The sequence below is a fragment of the Xanthomonas sp. 10-10 genome, assembly GCF_040182365.1.
In the GTDB taxonomy this organism is placed as follows: domain Bacteria; phylum Pseudomonadota; class Gammaproteobacteria; order Xanthomonadales; family Xanthomonadaceae; genus Xanthomonas; species Xanthomonas arboricola_F.
On sequence record NZ_CP144460.1, the window covers coordinates 801453 to 820969 of the forward strand.

The following is a 19517-nucleotide window of genomic DNA, read 5'->3' on the forward strand; positions in this document are numbered from 1 at the left end:
ACAGCGCTGAACACAGCATCCGCTCACTACGCAAACACCAACATCAGCGAGCGCCAGAGCCTGGCCAGGAAGGGGGTGCCAGTGCCAATGACCGGCCGTCGCTCAGTGCAGACCCTGCCTATGGCTCCGCGGTCAAAAGCAGGTGCCCCAAGCGCGGCCAGGCGTGGCCGCAGCTAGCGCCCCCCCAGTGCCAGCAGCTCTTCCACGCGCTCGATCAGCTGCGTCCCCGCCAATCCCGCAAACACGTCCGGATGCGCATAGCCCCAGGCCACCGCGGCGAACGGCAATCCCACCACCTGGGCCGCTTCCCAGTCAGCGACCTGGTCGCCCACGTAGACCGCCTGCGCCGGGGTGTGCGAGGTCGCACGCAAGACACGTCGCAGCGCCCGCTGTTTGCCCAGCAGATGCGCGCCGCCCTCGATGACGGCGAACTTCGTGCCCAGTTCCTCGCCCAGCGCGCGTTGCACGTTGTCCACCGAGTTGGACGACACCACCGCCAGGCGCGTGCCGCCGGCATGCAGCGCGCTCACGGTTTGCGCAATGCCGGGAAAGAGCGCGGCCGGTGGCGCAGAGCGCATCAGGCGGATGAAGTCGGCCGCCACCAGCGGCACGCGCCAGGCGGGCAATCCCGATTGTTTGAGCAGCGCGCGCGTGGTCAGCCGGCGCGCGGCGTCCACTTCATGCGCTTGCGCTGCGCGAAAGCCGTGCCGCGCGGCCAATGCGCGCTGCGTGCTCAAAAAGAAGCCGAACGAATCGGCCAGGGTGCCGTCGAAATCGAAAATGATCAGTGCAGGCATTGCGACGCAGCGAGCAGGGCGTCATAGCCTAACCAAGCACGCCCACATGCCGCACGCACACACGTCCCCACGTGTGCGCGCAGGCGATGCGGCTCTAGGCTTCGGCGAAATGCGACACGATGGGCGCATCGCTGTGCGCGCTTTGTTCGATGACCTTGCGCTGCATTGCGGCCAGGTAGGCGTCCAGCTCTTCGGTGGAGGCGAACACATCGCTCAGCGGCACCGCCTTGACCATGTCGAACACCTTGCGGATCTGCGGCTGCGGGTTGGCCACCAGCACCTTGCCCTGACGTGTGGCCAGCGCCTTGCGCGCCTTGAAGATGCAGCGGATGCCGGCGCTGGAAATGTATTCCAGCGCGGACAGGTCCAGCACCAGCGTGGTGATCAAGGTGCCCAGCAGCGGCGACAGCGCCGCGTCCAGGTCCTGGTAGGTGTGGGTGTCCAACCGCCCGGTCAGGATGACGCGTTGGCGAGTGTCTTGCGGCGGGTCGATCTGGATGGCGAGCGTGGTCATGACAAAGCCTCGGGGACAGGGGCGTACGGGTGCAGCAGGGTGACGCGCACGATGTTGTATGCACCATCGCGGCGGTAGTCGATGTGATCGGCGAACTGATGCACCAGAAACAAGCCCAAACCGCCGATCTGGCGATCGTCGAGCTCGCTTGTCACATCGGGCATTGGTGCAGCGCACGGGTCGAACGCAGTGCCGGGGTCGTGCATTTCCAATACCAGTGCCTGCGGGTCCAGTTGCAGTTGCAGGCGCAGCGGCTGTTCGGTGCATTGCCCGTGGGTGAGTGCGTTGCAGCCCAGCTCTTCCACGATCAGCCGGATCTGGCCGATACGTTCGGCGTGCAGGCCCTCGCGGGTGAGCGAGTCTTCCAGCGCGTCGTTGGCGCCGGCCAGCTGGGCCAGCGACGGTGCAATGGCCAGATCGAACTTCATGGGCTGGTTGCCTTTCCGGGGACGCCCCGGCCGGTCTCTGCGACCCGTCCAGCATGCTCCTGACGCAGCCGGATCGCCAGCAGGGTGATGTCGTCGTATGGCTCGGCGTTGCCGGTAAAGCGCGCGATGTTGGCGATCACTGCCTTGCACTGCGCCGCGGCACTACGGCGCGGGTGCAGCGTGGCGAGCAGCCGCTCCAGCCCGTAGCTGGCGCCGTGCTCGTCCATCGCCTCGGTCACCCCGTCGGTGTACCCCAACAAGGTCTGCCCAGCGGTCATCCGGCCCTGCAGTACCGGGAACGATGCCTGCGGTTCGATCCCCAGTGGCGGGCCGGTTTCCAGCGTCAGCGCAGATGCCTTGCCGTCGATGTCGATCAGCAACGGCGGCTCGTGCCCGGCGCTGGCCAGCCAGTAGTCGCCGCTCACCACATTGATCAGCCCGCACAGCACGGTGGCGAACATGCAGGTGTCGTTGTTCTCGGCCAGTCGCGTGGAGGCGGCGATCAGGATGCCGTCCGGGCGCGTGTGCCGGCGCGCGGCGATTTCCAGCACGCTGACCGCGCGCGCCATGAACAACGCCGCCGGCACGCCCTTGTCGGACACATCGCCGACCACGAACCACAGCAGCCCCGGCTCGGTTTCGACGAAGTGGTAGAAGTCGCCGCCCACCGCCTTGGCCGGCTCCAGCCAGGCGCAGGTTTCCAGATGCGAACTCGCACGGTCGAAGGTGCGCCCGGAGGGCAGCATCGCCTGCTGGATCTCGCGCGCAATCTGCAGCTCGCTGTGCATGCGTTCGCGTGCGGCGGTCATCTCGCCGATCTCGGCGATATGGTGGCGGATCGCATCGCGTGCGCTGTCGAAGGCGCGCGCCATCACGCCCACTTCGTCATTGCGCTCGATGTGCCGTAACGGGTACTCGAACTCGCCACGACGGAAGTGCTCGGCGGTGTCGGTCAATTCCTCGATCGGTCGCGTCAACTTGCGCGTGATCCGCACCATCAGCCACCACCACACGCCCGCGCCCACCAATGCCGCCGCAGCCACCCATGCCGCCAGCCAGTTCAGGCCAGACAGCACATAGCCTTCCGAGGCCGACAGCACAAACGTCCAGCCGCTGTGCCCGACTGCCGCGCTATGGGTCAAAAAACGCTCGCCGTCGGGCGCAGTATGCGAGAAAGAGATCGGCTGGCCGGCCGCCATCGCACGCTGCAACGGCGCCAGATCCGGCCGCGAACGCGCCACATAGCGATCGAGCGTGGTGTGCAGATCCAGCGCCGGATCCGGGCTGAACACCAGCATGCCTTCCGGCGACAACAGCATCGGCCGGATACCGATATCGCGCGGCAACTGGTCGATGATCTCGCGCAGATGCCGCAACGGCAGATCCGCACTCACCATTCCCACCGGCGGCGCATCCGGCGCATCGCCCGGCCGCCGCAGCGGCAGGTTGTAACTGGTGTACAGCTCGTTGCCGCCATTGGTGTTGAGGTACGGCTCGGACCACCACGCGCGGCCTTCGCGCTGGGTGCGCAGGTACCACGGCATCGCGCGATAGTCGTAGCCCAGGTCCTGCACCGATTTCTCCAGCACGCGCGTGCCGTTGCGATGCACGTACCAGACAAACCCGGTATCGCCGGCTTTTTGCGTTCGCGGTTCGATGATCAGGCGCGCCGCACCGATATCCGGGTCGCCACTGAGCGTGGCCAGCAACAACGCGCGCAGGTTGAACGGCTGCAGCCCCACTGCGCCGCTGCTGGCCGCCAGCGTGCGCCCGCTCACCTGCACCGAATCCAGCATCGCCGCTAGGCTGCGCGCGGTCTGCTCGGTCAAACCGTCCACTTCCACGCGCGCCGCTTCCACCAGTTCCGCGCGCGCGCCCAGGTAGAACACCGTGCCCAGCACGCTCAGCAACACCACCAGTACCGCGGTGGCGGCGAGCAATACGCGCATGCGCAGGCTATGCCGCCAATGCACGCGCGGGGTGACAGCCACGCTGTCGGCGGGCGATGTGAGAACCGTGGCGATAACACGCTCCCCTGGCGGATAGCGCCGATCATCGCAGTTTTCCCGCTGGCGACAACTGCCCGATGCATCGCAGCAAGCCCGGATGCTGGTGCTGTCGCCAACAATCGACCATGCCGGTCGCCACAGCGACGGATCGCCAGTCACACACCCGCTGCGCACGCCCGTGCCGTTTTTCTGTTGCACCCGCACAACAATGCGTTGGCGAAAATAGCGCCAGTCCGCTGGCGCAAGCGTTTTGCGGCCGCGAACTATGCCGCAATCGCGCAACAGCTATAGCGAGCGCGACCGCATTGCGCTGCCGTGCTGGAATCGCCCCCGTTTCGCGGCGTGCCTGGCCGTCGCGCGCATCGCCCGCATCGCTCCACCGCGCGGCGGGTTCGGGGGGATCAGGCAGGGCGCCAGCTGGCGCGACATCCATCGATCAAGGGAGAGGGTTTCATGCGCATTTTTCGTACCGGGTACAGCCGTTTGCTACTGGTGCTGTTGCTGGGGCTTGTCAGTGCCGGTGCCGGCGCGCAAGGCATCGCCAAGGGCGCCGATGTCAGCTGGCTCAACCAGCAGGCTGCAGCCAACCCGCCGCAGGTGTTTCGCGATGCGGCAGGTAAGACCACCGACTTCATCAAGCTGTTCAAGGATGTGGGCGGTAATGCGGTGCGCCTGCGCGTGTGGGTGAACCCGCCTGGCGGCTGGAACGACGGCCGCGACACGCTCGACAAGGCCAAGCGCGCCGCCGCGCAGGGCATGCGCATCATGATCGACTTCCATTACAGCGACACCTGGGCAGACCCTGACGATCAGCACCGCCCGGCGGCCTGGGCCGGCCACTCCGTTGCCCAGCTCAACACCGACGTGTACAGCCACACCCAGGGCATCCTCAAGTACCTCAAGGACAACGGCATCACCGTCAGCTGGGTGCAGGTGGGCAACGAGATCAACGCCGGCATGTTCTGCGACAAGTGCACGCAGCCGGTGAACTTCGCCAACGTGGCGCAGTTCATCAACAGCGGCTACAACGCCACCAAGGCGGTGTACCCCAATGCCAAGGTCATCGTGCATCTGGCCAACGGCTACGACAACGCCAACTTCCGCTGGTTCTTCGACAGCCTGCGCTCGGCCGGCGGCAAGTGGGACGTCATCGGCATGTCGCATTACCCAAAGGCCAGCAGCTGGCAGCAAACCAACGGGCAGCTGGACACCAACATGCGCGACATGATCAGCCGCTACGGCAGCGACGTGATCGTGGCCGAGGTCGGCATGGACTGGCAGCAGGCCGCCACCACCCGCGCCATGCTCACCAACCTGCTCAGCCGCAGCAACGCCATCGGCTCGCGCGTGCTCGGCGTGTTCTATTGGGAACCCAACGCCTACCCGGGCTGGCAGGGCTACACCTTGGGCGCAGTCAACAACAACGGCCAGCTGACCGAAGCGCTGCAGGCGTTCTGACCAACCCGCCACCCCGTAGGAGCGCACCCGGGCGCGACAGGGCGTTACCGGGAAAGCCCGTCGCGCCCGGGTGCGCTCCTACGAATGGTTGTGCCGAGACGCGAGCCGCGCCGCGCAATCGCTCCCTCGACAGCGCCTGCCCGCCAGCGCCGATGGCCGGCTGTTCCTGCCAAAGACCGCAAAAGACCCCGCCACCCCGCAGGAGCGCACTCGGGCGCGACAGGGCGTTACCGGGAAAACCCGTCGCGCCGAGGTGCGCTCCTACGGATGGGCATACCGAGACGCGAGCCGCGCCGCGCAATCGCTCCCTCGACAGCACCTGCCCGCCAGCGCGGATGGCCGGCTGTTCCTGCCAAAGACCGCAAAAGACCTCGCCACCCCGTAGGAGCGCACCCGGGCGCGACAGGGCGTTACCGGGAATGCCCGTCGCGCCCAGGTGCGCTCCTACGTCTGGTACGTTCCGCGCTGCGCCGGCCGCCGGTCCTTATCCTTTGGTCGTACACCGGCAGCGCCCGCTGCGCCGGATCCTCGCTCCAGTCGGCACCGAGACCCCACCCATCGCACAACACCGTCCCATTCCATACGCCCCCGTAGCGAGGAATGGCAACAGGTGCGTGCGGTACACTTGGGGGTTCACGAATTCACGATGTCGACACACCCGCGGGGTGTGTCCCCCCGGGAGCGCTAATGAACTGGTTGAACGAAGTGCTGCACAACGATCCGAACCCGCTCGAGACGCAGGAGTGGCTCGAATCGATCAAGGCCGTCATCGACGTCGAAGGCCCTGAGCGCGCCCATCAGCTGCTGGAAGGCATGGTCGAACAGACCCGCCGCGCCGGCGCTTACCTGCCGTTCTCGCCCACCACCGAGTACGTCAACACCATCGCACCGGCCAACGAGGCCAAGAACCCCGGCGACTCCGCGCTGGAGTGGAAGATCCGCTCGATCATCCGCTGGAACGCCATGGCCACCGTCGTGCGGGCCAACCGCAAGCCGGGCGACCTGGGCGGCCACATCGCCTCGTTCGCTTCCAGCGCCACGCTGTACGACGTGGGCTTCAACCACTTCTGGCGCGCGCCCTCGGACAATCACCCGGGCGACCTGCTGTTCGTCCAGGGCCACAGCGCCCCGGGCATCTACGCCCGCGCCTTCCTGGAAGGCCGCATCAGCCAGGACCAGCTGGACAACTTCCGCATGGAAGTGGACGGCCAGGGCATCTCCTCCTACCCGCACCCGTGGCTGATGCCCGAGTTCTGGCAGACCCCCACCGTGTCGATGGGCCTGGGCCCGCTGGCCGCCATCTACCAGGCGCAGTTCATGCGCTACCTGGAAAACCGTGGCCTGATCGAGAAGTCCGACCGCAAGGTGTGGTGCTTCATCGGCGACGGCGAGTCTGATGAGCCGGAAACCCTCGGCGCCATCGCCCTGGCCGGCCGCGAAGGCCTGGACAACCTGATCTTCGTGGTCAACTGCAACCTGCAGCGCCTGGACGGCCCGGTGCGCGGCAACGGCAAGATCATCCAGGAACTGGAAGGCGTGTTCCGTGGCGGCGGCTGGAACGTCATCAAGCTGCTCTGGGGCGGCTACTGGGACGCCCTGCTGGCCAAGGACACCAATGGTGTGCTGACCAAGCTGATGATGGAAACCGTCGACGGCGAATACCAGAACTGCAAGGCCTTCGGCGGCGCCTACACCCGCGAGAATTTCTTCGGCAAGTACCCGGAGACCGCGGCCATGGTCGCCGGCCTGTCCGACGACGACATCTGGCGCCTGAACCGTGGCGGCCACGACCCGCACAAGGTGTACGCCGCCTACCACCAGGCCGTGAACACCAAGGGCATGCCCACCGTGATCCTGGCCAAGACGGTCAAGGGCTACGGCATGGGTTCGGCCGGTGAGGCGCTCAACCCCACCCACCAGACCAAGAAGCTGGATGACGCGGCGGTCAAGCACTTCCGCGACCGCTTCAACATCCCGGTGACCGACGCCCAGCTGGAAGACGGCCAGGTGCCGTTCTACCACCCTGGCGAAGACTCCCCGGAAGTGCAGTACCTCAAGGAACGCCGCAACGTGCTGGGTGGCTTCCTGCCGCAGCGCCGTCCCAAGGCCAGCAAGTCGTTCGTCGCGCCCACGCTCGACAAGTTCGAGCGCCTGCTCAAGGACAGCGGCGAGCGCAGCTATTCCACCACCATGTCCTTCGTGCAGAGCCTCAACATCGCCCTGCGCGACAAGGAACTGGGCCCGCGCATCGTGCCGATCGTGGCCGATGAGGCGCGCACCTTCGGTATGGAGGGCATGTTCCGCCAGATCGGCATCTATGCCCCGTTCGGCCAGAAGTACAAGCCGGTCGATGCCGATCAGCTGATGTACTACCGCGAAGACCAGACCGGCCAGGTGCTGCAGCAGGGCATCAGCGAGCCGGGCGCCATCGCTTCGTGGATGGCCGCCGGCACCAGCTACTCGGTGTCGGATGTGCCGATGCTGCCGTTCTACATCTACTACTCCATGTTCGGCTTCCAGCGCGTGGGCGACATCGCCTGGCAGGCAGCGGACATGCGTACCCGCGGCTTCCTGCTCGGTGGCACCGCCGGCCGCACCACGCTCAACGGCGAAGGCCTGCAGCACGAAGACGGCTTCAGCCAGGTCATCGCCGGCTCCATCCCGAACGTGCGTAGCTACGACCCGACCTTCGGTTTCGAAGTCACCGTCATCATGCAGCACGGCATGAAGGCGATGATGGAAGACCAGATCGACGAGTACTACTACATCACCCTGATGAACGAGAACTACGCTCACCCCGGCATGCCGGATGGCGCAGCCGAGGGCATCATCAAGGGCATGTACCTGCTCAAGGACGCCGGCAAGCCCAAGAAGGGCGAGCTGCGCGTGCAGCTGCTGGGCAGCGGCACCATCCTGCGCGAAGCCATTGCCGCGGCCGAGCTGCTGGACAAGGACTTCGGCGTCACCGCCGACATCTGGTCCTGCCCCAGCCTCAACGAAGTGCGCCGCGACGGCTACGCCGTCGAGCGCTGGAACCGCCTGCACCCGGAGGCCGAACAGCGCAAGCCCTACGTCACACAGCTGCTGGAAGGCCGCCAGGGCCCGGCCATCGCCGCCACCGACTACGTGCGCGCCTTCGCCGACCAGATTCGCGCCTTCGTCCCGATGACCTACACCGTGCTCGGCACGGATGGGTTCGGTCGCTCGGATACGCGTGCCAACCTGCGCCGGTTCTTCGAGGTGGATCGTTACTACATCGCGCATGCGGCGATTGCCGCGCTGGCGAAGGATGGCAAGATGACGGGCAAGGATGTGGCCAGGGCGATCAAGCAGTACAAGATTGATCCTGAGAAGGCGAATCCTGTTGGGGTTTGAGACGTGGCTAAAAGCTAAAATAAAGAAGGCGGCCTATGGCCGCCTTCTTTATTTTTACCCTACTTCATGAGATCTTGGATACATTAAGCGAGTGCTCTCATCAAATTTGCCTTTACAAGGAAGTGAGCTATGAAGAGTTTCGAGGGTTGGGCTGCAGTATCAATTCATGATTTACTGATAGCCTATAGAAAAGCGAAGGCGGACTGCTTCTTTGAGCACACATTTCCAGCCGCCTCCAAGTTTGCGAAGTATGAAGAGAGTCTCCTTGATAATCTTCAGTCGCTACTAAATAAGCTCCAGGCTAATGGCGATATATCTAGCATCCCTGGAATTTTGGGGCGATATCGACTAGTTCCTAAAAAGCTCCAAGTCATAAAGAAGAAAACCCCTAGTGCTAGCGGCCATGTGCATTTCTCAGATGTGCGGAGAAATTTTGAGAATATAAAAAGAACTCATGATGTAGTTCCAGATTTCAGGATAATAGGTGATTTGCCAGTTGATGCGCATGTGTTATCTGCGCTCTGGATTAACTTCATAGGGCATAAGCTCGATGCGGCACTTGAGTCGTCTTGTTATGGGGCTCGACTGCGTAGGATTCGGCCAGACGTTGAAGATGCGGACGATTTTCACATTCGTGCGATTGGATCTTTTCCGCCATATTTCCAGGCATACCAGCGTTGGCGTTCAGATGGGCTAAATGCAATTAGGTATGAGCTTGAACGCGATAAAAAGGTGGTTGCCGTATCGCTAGATCTGAAAAGCTATTATCACACAGTGGATCCGGGGGCTATTGCGCTACCCGCGCTTATAGAAGAACTTGGAGTTTCCCTTAATGAATTCGAAGCGGAGTTTAATGCTGGGTTTGGACGCTACTTGTCGGCTTGGTCGGAAGGTGCTCGCAAGTTTGGATTGGAGATATCTCCTTCTGCGGCTGAAATTCGTGGCGGCTTAGTGATTGGGCTCACTGCAAGTCGCGTTATCTCTAACGTATTTCTGGCAAAGTGGGATCGTCTGATTAAAGAAAAACTAGCACCGATCCACTATGGTCGTTACGTTGATGACATGTTCTTGGTTATCCGAGATACGGGCCTTATAAATAGCGACCTAGAGCTGATGGAGTACCTTGCCAAGGCTGTTGGTCAAGACGTCCTCAAAGCCATAGGAGACGGGGGCTTCTGGGAGATTGATTTGGGCCAAGATATCCTTGGATCGTCGAGGATTTCGCTGCAAGCAAATAAGCAAAAGCTTTTCATTCTACAGGGGGGCGCTGGACTGGACTTGCTGGACAGCATCGAAAGCGAAATAAATTCTTTGTCGAGTGAGCATCGTTTGATGCCTTCACCTGATGAAATTGAAAGTTCGCCAGCGGCACGTGTTCTGTCGGCAGCCGGCGTTGTGGGCGACAGTGCGGACACTTTAAGACGCGCAGATGGTCTGACAATAAGAAGGCTTAGTTGGGCGCTTCAGCTTAGGCATGTGGAAACGTTGGCACGAGATCTCCCCCTGGGTCAATGGACTGATCAGCGAAAGCAGTTCTACGAATTTGCACACAATCACATATTAAGACCGGATACCTTATTTGCTCATATCAGCTACATCCCAAGGTTGCTCGGATTTGCTATTTCCATGGATGAATGGTCCGCAGCTAGGGTCATAGCCGAAAAATCGTATGGTGCAATTGACGATCTTGCAGTGGCCGTGCCGGAAGGTGCGCGAGCGATCCTTAATGGAGTTGAGATCGCCAGTTCTACCGCTGTCTGGGCAGCTGTAAGAAACTCACTTACGTTACAGTTCGCAGATTCTTTGGTGAGATTTATTTCTCCTGAAGATCTGCTGATCAATAAGATGCCAAAAGAAAGCTCGCTGCTTGAGCTTATTGCGTTGGAGCTTGCAACATATGGTAATCCCAGTGGCGAGGATGGGTTGGCAATTGGTAGTGGCTTTCGAGATCTGGCCATTTCTGTGGCTCTAGCTGATCTTGCCAAAGTTCCGTTCAAGAGAATGCTGCTCAATAGATCAACAAGCAGGCTTATTAGGTCTGTAAAAGAAGGATCTGAGGCCGCAGTTATTATGCAAATTGCGCAGTCGAGCATTTTTAAAGTCGATGTCGTGCAAGAGTTTTTAACGCTAACCCGCAAATCTAGGTTGCGTCCAGCTAGTTATGCTGAGGGTGAGGTTGAAAGTTTATTCTCTTACATATTTCCTACTCGGCCTTTTACCCCTACTGAAATCTCAGAGTTGGCTCCAGCATGTGTTGATCCAAATTTAGCGAATATGGAGAATGGAACTCCGGCCAAGATTTGGGCAAAATATACAAGTGCTCTCAGGGGTGTATGGGTCCGACCAACTCTAATCGCTAATGAGAATGAGAGCCCAGATGTCGATAGCCGGAAAAAACGAGGATCTAGATTCTTTAGGATAGGAACTTTCAGCAAAGAGAAGGTCGTTGTCGCATTACCGAGTATTGAAACGGCCGATAGTGATTGGGCTGCCATGGCATGCGGAAAAGGGAATTTATCTTCATCAAGGTATGGTGCGATCTCCGAGATTGTTAATAAAGCAATAAAGCTTGCAGTGCGTCCGGATTACTTAATATTTCCTGAACTTTCGCTTCCAATTGAGTGGGTCGATAGTGTGGCGTCGCGACTTGGATCCGCGGGGATCAGCTTGGTGGCGGGAACGGAATATCGCCACATATCTCGGAGTGTGGTTCACAGCGAGGCTTGTCTGGTGCTGACTGATAATAGGTTGGGTTTCCCATCTTTCTCCAAGATTTGGCAGCCAAAGCTTGAGCCCGCCGTCAACGAGGATAAAGACTTGCAAGCTGTGCATGGAAAGCAATGGAAGATATTCGGCGATACCTACAAGAAGATTCAATCAAAGAAAAGGACTGTTTATATCCATAATGGCGTCCACCTCGGCATAATGGTTTGCTCAGAGCTGCAAAACAGTCGCAGCCGTGTCTCTTTTCAAGGGTCGGTCGATGCGCTGTTTGTTTTATGTTGGAATCCGGACCTTGATACGTTCGCGTCGCTAGTCGAGTCCGCCGCGCTAGATATTCATGCTTACACGGTGCTCGTCAATAATAGAAAATATGGTGACAGTAGAATTCGAGTGCCTGCTAAAAAGTCTTTCGATCGAGATCTGGCGAGAGTCCGCGGGGGCGACAATGATTTCCTTGTTGCAGCAACTTTAGATGTTGCGTCACTTAGGCACTTTCAAAGTAGAGCCAAGCGATGGCCGAGTCCGCAAGATAAATATAAGCCGGTACCCGAGGGGTTTAAGTTGATCAAAACAAGAAGAAAACTTCCTGCGAGCTGATTATTACGCAGACGCGGCGCGATACGCGTCGCCATGCGAGATCTACACTAGAAGTAAAGCTAGCTCTTTTTATTGAAAGAAGGAGCGACCATGAGATTGGACTTCGCTGCCTTGGTGGGGCTGAGGCAGGCTACACATCAATGCAGTAGGTACCAAGCGCCCGCCTGGAACGAGGCGATCACTAAAATCAAGCTTTTCCGATCAGCGCAGTACACCTATGAGATGCGGGTCGTCTGCTGTCATGTGATGGGGATCGGTAGTTTGCTAAATTTGCCAAACTGCCGTAATGTCTGCCCATGCGCAATGAACAGCCGACCCCTGGGCAACTCCTCACCAGTCTTCTCGCAACCCGAGGGTGGAGCAATCGCGCTTTCGCTGGCGTTATCGGCTTGGATGAGGGTACTGCGAGTCGACTTATAGGCGACAAGAAGCCGATCGGGGCAGTTCTCGCTCTTAAGCTAGAGCAAATCTTCGAAGTGCCAGCTGAAGAGTTCCTCCGCCTGCAAGCTTCATACGATTTGGCTGTTGCGCGCTTAAAGCAGCGTCCAGACCCAGAGGCGGCGCAGCGTCAGCTAATTTATGGCGAACTCCCACTATCGGCAATGATCAAGCGGGGTTGGCTTGATGCCCCTTCGGTGCGGGATCGCTCGGCCGTCAACGCGGCTTTGACGCAGTTTTTTGGCGTCGAGACACCAGAGCAGATTGAACTTCTTCCGCATGCTGCTAAGCGGTCTGAGGTTGGAGCTGTAGCAACACCAACCCAGATGGCATGGCTTTATCGCGTTAAAAGACTGGCTAGTGAGATGGTCGTCCCTGCTTATTCGGAGGCTAAGGGACGTGCTGCAAGTGAACAGTTAAGTAGTCTCCTCGCGTCGGCGAGCGAGGCGCGCAAGGTCCCACGGGTCCTTGCCGAGCACGGTATTCGCTTCGTTATCGTTGAAACTTTGCCGAGTGCGAAAATTGATGGCGTCTGCCTGTGGCTCTCGGATACTGCGCCGGTGATCGGCATGAGCGTCAGGTTCGATCGCATCGACAACTTTTGGTTCGTTCTTCGACATGAACTCGAACATGTCTTAAGAGGCGACGGCAAAGGTGGAGCCGTTGTCGACGCCGACCTTGAAGGGGCGGCGGGAGGGGTAGGAAGCGATGTATCTGAGGAAGAGCGAGCTGCCAACCTCGCGGCGGCGGAATTCTTAGTGCCTAAGGCTAAGATGGACTCCTTTGTGGCCAGAAAGGCACCTTTCTTCCGCAGCGACGACATTGTCGGATTTGCCCGAACTCTTAAAGTCCATCCGGGTCTAGTTGCGGGCCAGCTACAGCGCAGGATTGGTAAGTACAACCTTTTCAGGGATCACCTGGTGAAAGTTAGGTCGATTGTTATACCTAGTGCGATCGTTGATGGCTGGGGCAACGTTGCCCCGATTTCCGAGTGGGAGATAAAGCATGGCCCGTAAGCGCCAAGAAATGCAGAGAATCATCCGCCTGTACCGCGAGTCCACGGGTGACGTGTCTGTGAACATGCATGAAGTTGCAAAGTTTGCTGCCAAGATGGGGTGGCCGTTACCGACACCGAAAAGTGCTTTGGACCGTCTTGCTGAGCAGTTCTCAATTGCAGCCCGCGAGGAGACTCGTCATGATGAGGTTACCGGTCGCCCGTATCGATCAAATCTGGCGTACACCGATTACAGCAACGGCAGCCAGTTAGTGCTGTGGGCAGATATTGACCAAGCTCCCCGCCCTATCGCGAGAAAGGCCTTCGTCCAGAGACGTGAGCAAATGATTGGCGATGCGGTCCAGCTAACGCTAGATGTTGACCATTGGAATCGAGTTCATAAAGACGACGAGCCTATCGAGATGCCTCTCGATTTTGCTCCAGACGTCGAGTGGCGTTTGGCAGCCGATGATCCCGGCGAGAAGGCAGCCTGACTGTTCGACTCCATCGATATATGTTGACTTGTGCAGAATGCTTCCGAACCGCCGAGAGCGGCCACACAGGCTAAATCTAGACAGCGGCTATAGGTGCGAAGCATGACAGCTTGTCGCTATCGACAACAGCGAGCCCGAGCGCCTTATCACGGTAAGAAAGTAAGGGGTCCGGTTAATTGATCAGCCGACGGTGCTAGATTAGGAAGGGGATTGCCAGGTCTGACGCTGACAAAGTGGTCGGCTTGATTTAGACAATAGCTTGGAACGCATCCTGGCGCAGGGCGCGCGGCGCGCTGCTGCTGCGGTTGCAGACTAATGCCAACGAGCAGGTCGTCGGACACAGCTTAGTTGAGCAGCACGGGGTAGGCGCTGCTCAATCAGGTAGGTGCCAAGCGCAGTTCAACAAGGACTTTGCGCCAGCGCCGACCGCCTGCGCTAGGTAATTGCTACCCTAGAAACGTTTTACGGGGGGGGAGGAAATTAAATTTTTATTTTTGATGCGGTGGTGCTCCTAGGAAGGTTTGCCGATAAGTATCTTAAGTAAGAAAGGCTTAGTAGAGGAGCTTCTCTTCCTACTCAAGCGTTGGTGGTCTCTTTGTAGCGGCGCATGACTATAAACTTTACGCTCCCGCATCGGATGACGGGTTTTCCGGATTCAGCGAATAAGCAACGACCTGCGACAAGTACATGCGCGCCAGCTAGGTCTTCTAGGTCTTCCACCTCGAATGCGTCTAGAAGCTGCTGCGCAATGTCATCAAAAATGGCAATGCTCGCGCCGCCTCGTGTGAGAGAAGAATTTAGCCATAACTTTCCGTCAGAAGTGCGTCCAGCAGATGCAACCGCACCCCAATAGAGTGCAAGCTTGTCGTGATGGATCTCGCGAGAAATCGTGCTGAACTCATGGGTGACCTCGCTAACGGTTCCCTGGATAAGAACTTCGTTCTCATTTCTGTACAAAGAGATCAGCTCGCCAGACGTTCTGAAGGTTGGACTCTGCACTAATCGGTAAAGAATTCTGCGAAGCGTGAAGTGCTGATTAGATAGGCGGTTTCCAGCGATCCCTACAAAACGTGTGCCGCCCTCCCTTTCACTACCCGCCCCATTTGAAGCTGGAGCAGCTAAGACGTCGACCTGACGTGCATCTTCGAGGTCTAAGCGCACAACAATCGTATTCCCAGCGTTTACTTGGTCCTGCTCGTTGATGCCCGGCGCTCTTTCGCCGACGACCTCGTATTGAACTTTCAGGCCGCAGTTATCCGCATGATGCGAGCAGAAGTGGGGCGGATGCCCGTGCCGGCTTTCTTTACGAAACCAAGCAAACTCTCCACACTCCGTGCATTCTAGGCTACGCCGCTTAATTTCTAAAAGTGCTTCTGGGAGACGAGAGAATTCATTTGCCTCCCATACCGTACTTTCGCCAGCTTGTCTTGCGTGCTGCATGCTCCACTTCCTTAGGATCGAGCTAGTCGACGTCTCCATTGCTAGCGGCAAGCAAGAGGTTCTGCTTGAGAGGGGGTAACGAAATTCGTGACACGAATCGTGTTTCAACGCGATCTCATAAGACTCACTTCTGTTTCCAATGATCGCTGTGCTCGTAGAAAAGATAGAGCGCGTCCCTGAGTTGTGCCAACACATCACAGGTAGCGCTTGTAGGCTAACTGCAGTAGATGGATGCGCCTAAGTTGGCTAGCAGATTCTTATTGGTCGCTGTGCATGCTCGAGCAAACTGTGACGCGCGCCGTGTCGCCTAAAAACTTATTGACAGGTGGATTCACTCCTCGCAATCTAGCTGCAAGGAGCGTCGAAACTCCTCACACAGCGGTACCCACCTCCGTCAAACCGGTGGGTTTTTTGTGCCAGCATCTTGCAGGTACAAGCCGACGCAATGCCTGCGTCGGGAGGGCGGCTAATACAACACCCGCAAGGGGAATACGCCCGCCGGCTGTGTGCGGTTTCGAACCTCCCGACATCCCGTCGCCGTTGGCGGCGGTTCTTGGGTTGTTCCAGGAGGGCGTTGCCATGTCTACCGCACCATCCATGCCGGCATTTGTGTCGGTTGATCTGTTGCCAACCTTCGCTCACCGCCTGCGGTGGAATGTGGGCGAGGTGCTGCGCCGACTCGACGCGCGCGCAGCTGTTGAGCAGGCGAGCGCCCATTGCGCGCATCCGCTGAGTTGCAAGTCCGCTGTGCTGCCGCACACCTTGCGCCGCTGGTTCGCACGCAGAGCCGTGGCGTTGCAGCAGTGCGTTGCCGCATCCACCAACGACCACCCGGAGGCGCCATGACACGCCGCCGCCCACCCACGACATCTGCCAGCGCACTGCCCACCCGCACGCGTGCGCGCCCCGCGCCGCCCAAGCGGGTGCAGTGGGTCGTTGTGGAACCCGACCGCACTAAGCTGCCACCGATGCTGCCGCCCGACCCGGACGCCTCCCCGCAAGGCCCCGGCACGCTACACGCACCCCGTCGCGCCCGCCGCCCGCGCCAATGCACCGTCAGCTACACCCATTACCCCGGCGCCCACGACCACGCCGGCGACCAGCACGTGCCCCACGTCCGCCTCAGCGGTCTATGGCTGGAACAACTGGGCTTTGCCATCGGCACCAAGCTGCGCATCACCGCCAGTGAAGGACAGCTGCTGATGGAGGTGTTGCCGCCAGCGGAGGTGCCGGCCAGGGCGCGCAGTGTGCGGCGATGATGGTGCGGCTGCCAGACCCCTTGCGATTGACCTCGGTGCCGGATGCCACTAGCGTCGCAGCCACACCAGCGCACAACGGACGCTTCATGATCGCGCGCCCCCTCTACGCCTTGCTCGCCACCCTCGCTCTGGGCGCATGCGCCCACACGGAGGCCACCCCGGCACCGGCAACCGTCACGGAGACATCTGCCATGCGTTCCTCAGCCGATCACGTACCTGCAGATCCTTCCAAAGGTGGACCACGTACCGCGCAGGAAGCATTGGAGCGGGTACTGGAGCTGATTCGCACAAGCACCAGTATTGAATCGTTCACTGCCGACCATGTGTCTCGAGTAATGGGCCAGTCGGTGCAGTATCGCGATGATGGTTCCGGGCGGTTCGGTGCCAGCGGAGTGCTGACCCGAAACTGGAACTACGGGTTTGGTGTCAACAAAACCGAAGTAAAGGGTGCATGGTTCGAGTTCCTGTTCCTGCCTAATCCTCCAGAAGCGTCTCCGTCTGTGTCGGATATCTGCCAGATCGACTTCGAGGCATTTGCGGCGCACATCGAAAAACTGGGTTTCTCGCGGCAGCGCAAACTTGTCGAAGATGGGCGATGGATGAGCGATATCTTTCAACGCCCAGGCATGCGCGTAGAGCTCTTCCCGCGTGGAGAGGCTGACGAACCTTTAGCGCGCACCACGCATCAGTGCGTCGAGTGGGTTCAAATTCGCTAGTCCAAGGAGCGGACATGTTGAGCCAAGAAGCAAGTGCCGTGGTGGCGTCATTCGGTCAGCAACCAGGTGTCACACGTGAGCATCTGGACAACTTCAACCGGGTCCTGAACGATTCGCCCGGGTTGACCCGCCAGATCAACGAGGCGGTGCAGTAGCTATCTTTCGCGCATGCGAGCCGCAGACCATGTCCAAGGAGCGACCAAATGGCTGAGCAGGTGCGATCAAGGCCTCGTTTTCCGGTGGCAGTTCTAGTTGTGGCGATGGGATTGATCGCCTCGTGTGCAAGCTCTACTTCCGCGAGCAGGGCGCCTTCGTTTTCTGGGCAGTGGGCGTATGCCAAGAAATGCGACTTGGGCCACTATCTGAGCCTGCATCTGCAGCAGCATGGCGATCGCGTCACGGGGGATTGGAGCGCGGCGACGAACGCCCACGGCAATGATGGACAATTGCAGGGACAAGTGCGTGGAGACACGTTGTATGTCCGTTACTGCAGCGATGATGGGGGAAACAGCTACGCCGCATGCCCCGCCTTTTCAGGGCCAGAGGATCAGTTCCGGCTGGAAAATGGGCAACTTGTCCAATATCAGAAGTACGGTTCTGTCTACCGCCGTAGCGTCGCGCTTCATCAGGACATCGCTGGGAAGGAAGTGCCCTTTGACAAGGATTGTAAGGATCCCGAGGACGATCAATGAGTGCGCTTACGGACCAGGTGCTGCGCGCGATCCTCTACTTCGCGGTGGGTGTCACCTCCGAGAGTCGATACGATGCATATCGACTGGTTGTCGCAGGCAACAAGGCGTTAACGCCGACACTCGAACCGGCGGACAAAAGCGGCTACTCGATCGGTACCGGCTAACGGGGTCGGGTTCACTTATCAGTAGCTGCGCTAGGCTTATGCCGCCGATGTGCCGGCCTGACGCCTGCAAAGCGACGGTTCTTGGCTTCAACCATCGCGAGGAAGGCGGCGTGGCCTAGTGCTAGCTGCTGCTGTAGATGAAGGCAGATGCTGGCGAGAAGTTTGTCGGGCAGGGCTTCATCGAGCAGAGCGCGTGGGCGTTAATCGCTTGAGCGGGTCATTGCCAAGCGCAAGTTAGCAGGGGTGTGGAGTCAGGTGGGTCAGACGCGCCGCCCGCGCTGTCGTCGTGCCGGGGAAACTCAGGTCGGTTAAATTCTTATGTTCCTTCAAATCTGTAAATGCCCGAGCTCGAGCACCAGCCGCCGCAGCGTCTGTTGGACGTTGTGTTTCGCGGCCATAAGTGGCCCCTGATACTTTGATCGCTGCGTTGCCGGTGTCGACGACACGACCTGCCAGTCGCTTATCGGATTGGAGTGGGGGGCTGCGGTAAGAATAGGCAAGGGTTTGGGGTGCTGGGGAGCAGCTTTGTTGCGGCAAGACCGGCAGAGATTACAAGAGAAATCATGATCATTGCGGCGTACTGGGGGCGCGATCTAGTATTCATTGATACAGGTGCCTCTTTGCATTGCATCTCCCTGGTAAGCATGTCGAGCTGTCGGGCTGCGCTGTCCCAATCATTGCAATGAACCAAAACTTGATGTACTTCATCAGCGTCATTTATCTGCACGATGTACAGGCGCTTGCCAGTCTCGTGCTCGATTCGAGATTCAGTGAGCATCAAAGTGAGCGAATCGCAAAGTTTCTTGTCAGTGCCTGAGTAGAGGATTTCCATGGGGTGAACGCTCGCATTGGGCCGCGCGGAGAAGCGGTGGCGGCTCGAGTGGATAAGGAGTAGCGGCGTTAGGTTAACTCATCAGTCGACGGGACTGAGTTTGCGTGATCGGTGAGCAGGACTGGCGCCTGCAAAGCGTCGGCTCTTGGCGAAGGCATCGTGGCCCAATGCTCGCTGCTTCTGTAGATGAAGGCCGATGCTGGCGAGCAGTTCGTCGGACAAAGCTTCATCGAGCAGGGCGCGGTAGGCAGTGGATCGCTCAATTGGGTCGTTGCCAAGCGCAAGCCAGCAGGGATGTGGTGTCAGTGCGCAGTGCCCGCGCTGGCCCAGATTGGCTGGGCAACTGGACCAACGAATACGCCGCCGGGTCGTAGCTGAAGCGAACACGCACTGGATTGGGTTCAATGTAGCGACAGCAGCGGAGGACGCAATCAGGGCGATCTATAACTTATGAAATCGAGTCATCCTATTTCAAGTCTATTATATAGCCTCCATCCGCACCTTTTGTGTTACCAAGCAATGGCGCCAGTTGCAGCCAGTGCTACTGATGAATCCTTAACGTCGTTTCACAAACAGTGCATACCTG

General features: G+C 59.3%; 15 protein-coding genes. 10 read left to right on the top strand and 5 right to left on the bottom strand.

Annotated features, from left to right (window positions below):
- Window positions 1–173: 173 nt before the first annotated feature.
- The 4 genes from VZ068_RS03430 to VZ068_RS03445 form a co-directional block, all read right to left on the bottom strand.
- Window positions 174–797: an HAD hydrolase-like protein gene (locus tag VZ068_RS03430; protein ID WP_349656908.1), complete on the bottom strand. Its 624-nt coding sequence runs from the start codon at window positions 795–797 to the stop codon at window positions 174–176.
- Between the two features lie 94 nt (window positions 798–891).
- Window positions 892–1311, bottom strand: a complete 420-nt coding sequence (locus VZ068_RS03435) for an STAS domain-containing protein (protein WP_259155577.1) — start codon at window positions 1309–1311, stop codon at window positions 892–894.
- A complete protein-coding gene (locus VZ068_RS03440; protein WP_259167493.1) occupies window positions 1308–1739 on the bottom strand; it encodes an ATP-binding protein in 432 nt (143 codons plus the stop codon). Before VZ068_RS03440 ends, VZ068_RS03435 begins: the two co-directional genes overlap by 4 nt.
- Window positions 1736–3688, bottom strand: coding sequence for a SpoIIE family protein phosphatase (locus tag VZ068_RS03445; RefSeq protein WP_349657635.1), 1953 nt, complete (start codon window positions 3686–3688; stop codon window positions 1736–1738). Before VZ068_RS03445 ends, VZ068_RS03440 begins: the two co-directional genes overlap by 4 nt.
- Before the next feature lie 513 nt (window positions 3689–4201).
- Between VZ068_RS03445 and VZ068_RS03450 the strand changes: the two genes are divergently transcribed.
- The 5 genes from VZ068_RS03450 (at window position 4202) to VZ068_RS03470 (ending at window position 13828) form a co-directional block, all read left to right on the top strand.
- On the top strand, window positions 4202–5206 hold the full coding sequence (locus VZ068_RS03450) for a glycosyl hydrolase 53 family protein (protein ID WP_349656909.1): 1005 nt from the start codon (window positions 4202–4204) through the stop codon (window positions 5204–5206).
- Between the two features lie 687 nt (window positions 5207–5893).
- Complete coding sequence (gene aceE, locus VZ068_RS03455) at window positions 5894–8581, top strand: pyruvate dehydrogenase (acetyl-transferring), homodimeric type (RefSeq protein ID WP_349656910.1); 2688 nt, start codon at window positions 5894–5896, stop codon at window positions 8579–8581.
- 129 nt (window positions 8582–8710) lie between these two features.
- Window positions 8711–11902, top strand: coding sequence for an RNA-directed DNA polymerase (locus VZ068_RS03460; protein WP_349656911.1), 3192 nt, complete (start codon window positions 8711–8713; stop codon window positions 11900–11902).
- A 389-nt stretch (window positions 11903–12291) separates the two neighbouring features.
- Window positions 12292–13356, top strand: coding sequence for an ImmA/IrrE family metallo-endopeptidase (locus VZ068_RS03465; RefSeq protein WP_349656912.1), 1065 nt, complete (start codon window positions 12292–12294; stop codon window positions 13354–13356).
- Entirely contained in the window at window positions 13346–13828 is a 483-nt protein-coding gene (locus VZ068_RS03470; protein ID WP_102583342.1) for a hypothetical protein, read from the top strand. Before VZ068_RS03465 ends, VZ068_RS03470 begins: the two co-directional genes overlap by 11 nt.
- A gap of 576 nt (window positions 13829–14404) precedes the next feature.
- On the opposite strand, the gene VZ068_RS03475 is transcribed toward VZ068_RS03470, so the two are convergent.
- Window positions 14405–15268, bottom strand: a complete 864-nt coding sequence (locus VZ068_RS03475) for a hypothetical protein (protein ID WP_349656913.1) — start codon at window positions 15266–15268, stop codon at window positions 14405–14407.
- Between the two features lie 842 nt (window positions 15269–16110).
- Here VZ068_RS03475 and VZ068_RS03480 point away from each other — a divergent pair.
- From VZ068_RS03480 to VZ068_RS03500, 5 genes are all read left to right on the top strand, one after another.
- Window positions 16111–16527, top strand: a complete 417-nt coding sequence (locus tag VZ068_RS03480) for a SymE family type I addiction module toxin (protein ID WP_349656914.1) — start codon at window positions 16111–16113, stop codon at window positions 16525–16527.
- A gap of 86 nt (window positions 16528–16613) precedes the next feature.
- Entirely contained in the window at window positions 16614–17243 is a 630-nt protein-coding gene (locus VZ068_RS03485) for a hypothetical protein (protein WP_349656915.1), read from the top strand.
- Window positions 17244–17257: 14 nt separating this feature from the next.
- Window positions 17258–17398, top strand: a complete 141-nt coding sequence (locus VZ068_RS03490) for a hypothetical protein (protein ID WP_349656916.1) — start codon at window positions 17258–17260, stop codon at window positions 17396–17398.
- 48 nt (window positions 17399–17446) lie between these two features.
- Complete coding sequence (locus VZ068_RS03495) at window positions 17447–17935, top strand: hypothetical protein (RefSeq protein ID WP_349656917.1); 489 nt, start codon at window positions 17447–17449, stop codon at window positions 17933–17935.
- Window positions 17932–18099: a hypothetical protein gene (locus tag VZ068_RS03500; RefSeq protein WP_349656918.1), complete on the top strand. Its 168-nt coding sequence runs from the start codon at window positions 17932–17934 to the stop codon at window positions 18097–18099. Before VZ068_RS03495 ends, VZ068_RS03500 begins: the two co-directional genes overlap by 4 nt.
- Window positions 18100–19517: the final 1418 nt, after the last annotated feature.

What these genes read in the sequence shown, in the direction of transcription:
- VZ068_RS03475 (WP_349656913.1), bottom strand. Translation starts at nt 15,268, where the DNA reads ATGCAGCACGCAAGACAAGCTGGCGAAAGTACGGTATGGGAGGCAAAT.
- VZ068_RS03445 (WP_349657635.1), bottom strand. Translation starts at nt 3,688, where the DNA reads ATGCGCGTATTGCTCGCCGCCACCGCGGTACTGGTGGTGTTGCTGAGC.
- VZ068_RS03435 (WP_259155577.1), bottom strand. Translation starts at nt 1,311, where the DNA reads ATGACCACGCTCGCCATCCAGATCGACCCGCCGCAAGACACTCGCCAA.
- VZ068_RS03500 (WP_349656918.1), top strand. Translation starts at nt 17,932, where the DNA reads ATGAGTGCGCTTACGGACCAGGTGCTGCGCGCGATCCTCTACTTCGCG.
- VZ068_RS03460 (WP_349656911.1), top strand. Translation starts at nt 8,711, where the DNA reads ATGAAGAGTTTCGAGGGTTGGGCTGCAGTATCAATTCATGATTTACTG.
- VZ068_RS03485 (WP_349656915.1), top strand. Translation starts at nt 16,614, where the DNA reads ATGATCGCGCGCCCCCTCTACGCCTTGCTCGCCACCCTCGCTCTGGGC.
- VZ068_RS03490 (WP_349656916.1), top strand. Translation starts at nt 17,258, where the DNA reads ATGTTGAGCCAAGAAGCAAGTGCCGTGGTGGCGTCATTCGGTCAGCAA.
- aceE (WP_349656910.1), top strand. Translation starts at nt 5,894, where the DNA reads ATGAACTGGTTGAACGAAGTGCTGCACAACGATCCGAACCCGCTCGAG.
- VZ068_RS03470 (WP_102583342.1), top strand. Translation starts at nt 13,346, where the DNA reads ATGGCCCGTAAGCGCCAAGAAATGCAGAGAATCATCCGCCTGTACCGC.
- VZ068_RS03440 (WP_259167493.1), bottom strand. Translation starts at nt 1,739, where the DNA reads ATGAAGTTCGATCTGGCCATTGCACCGTCGCTGGCCCAGCTGGCCGGC.
- VZ068_RS03480 (WP_349656914.1), top strand. Translation starts at nt 16,111, where the DNA reads ATGACACGCCGCCGCCCACCCACGACATCTGCCAGCGCACTGCCCACC.
- VZ068_RS03450 (WP_349656909.1), top strand. Translation starts at nt 4,202, where the DNA reads ATGCGCATTTTTCGTACCGGGTACAGCCGTTTGCTACTGGTGCTGTTG.
- VZ068_RS03495 (WP_349656917.1), top strand. Translation starts at nt 17,447, where the DNA reads ATGGCTGAGCAGGTGCGATCAAGGCCTCGTTTTCCGGTGGCAGTTCTA.
- VZ068_RS03430 (WP_349656908.1), bottom strand. Translation starts at nt 797, where the DNA reads ATGCCTGCACTGATCATTTTCGATTTCGACGGCACCCTGGCCGATTCG.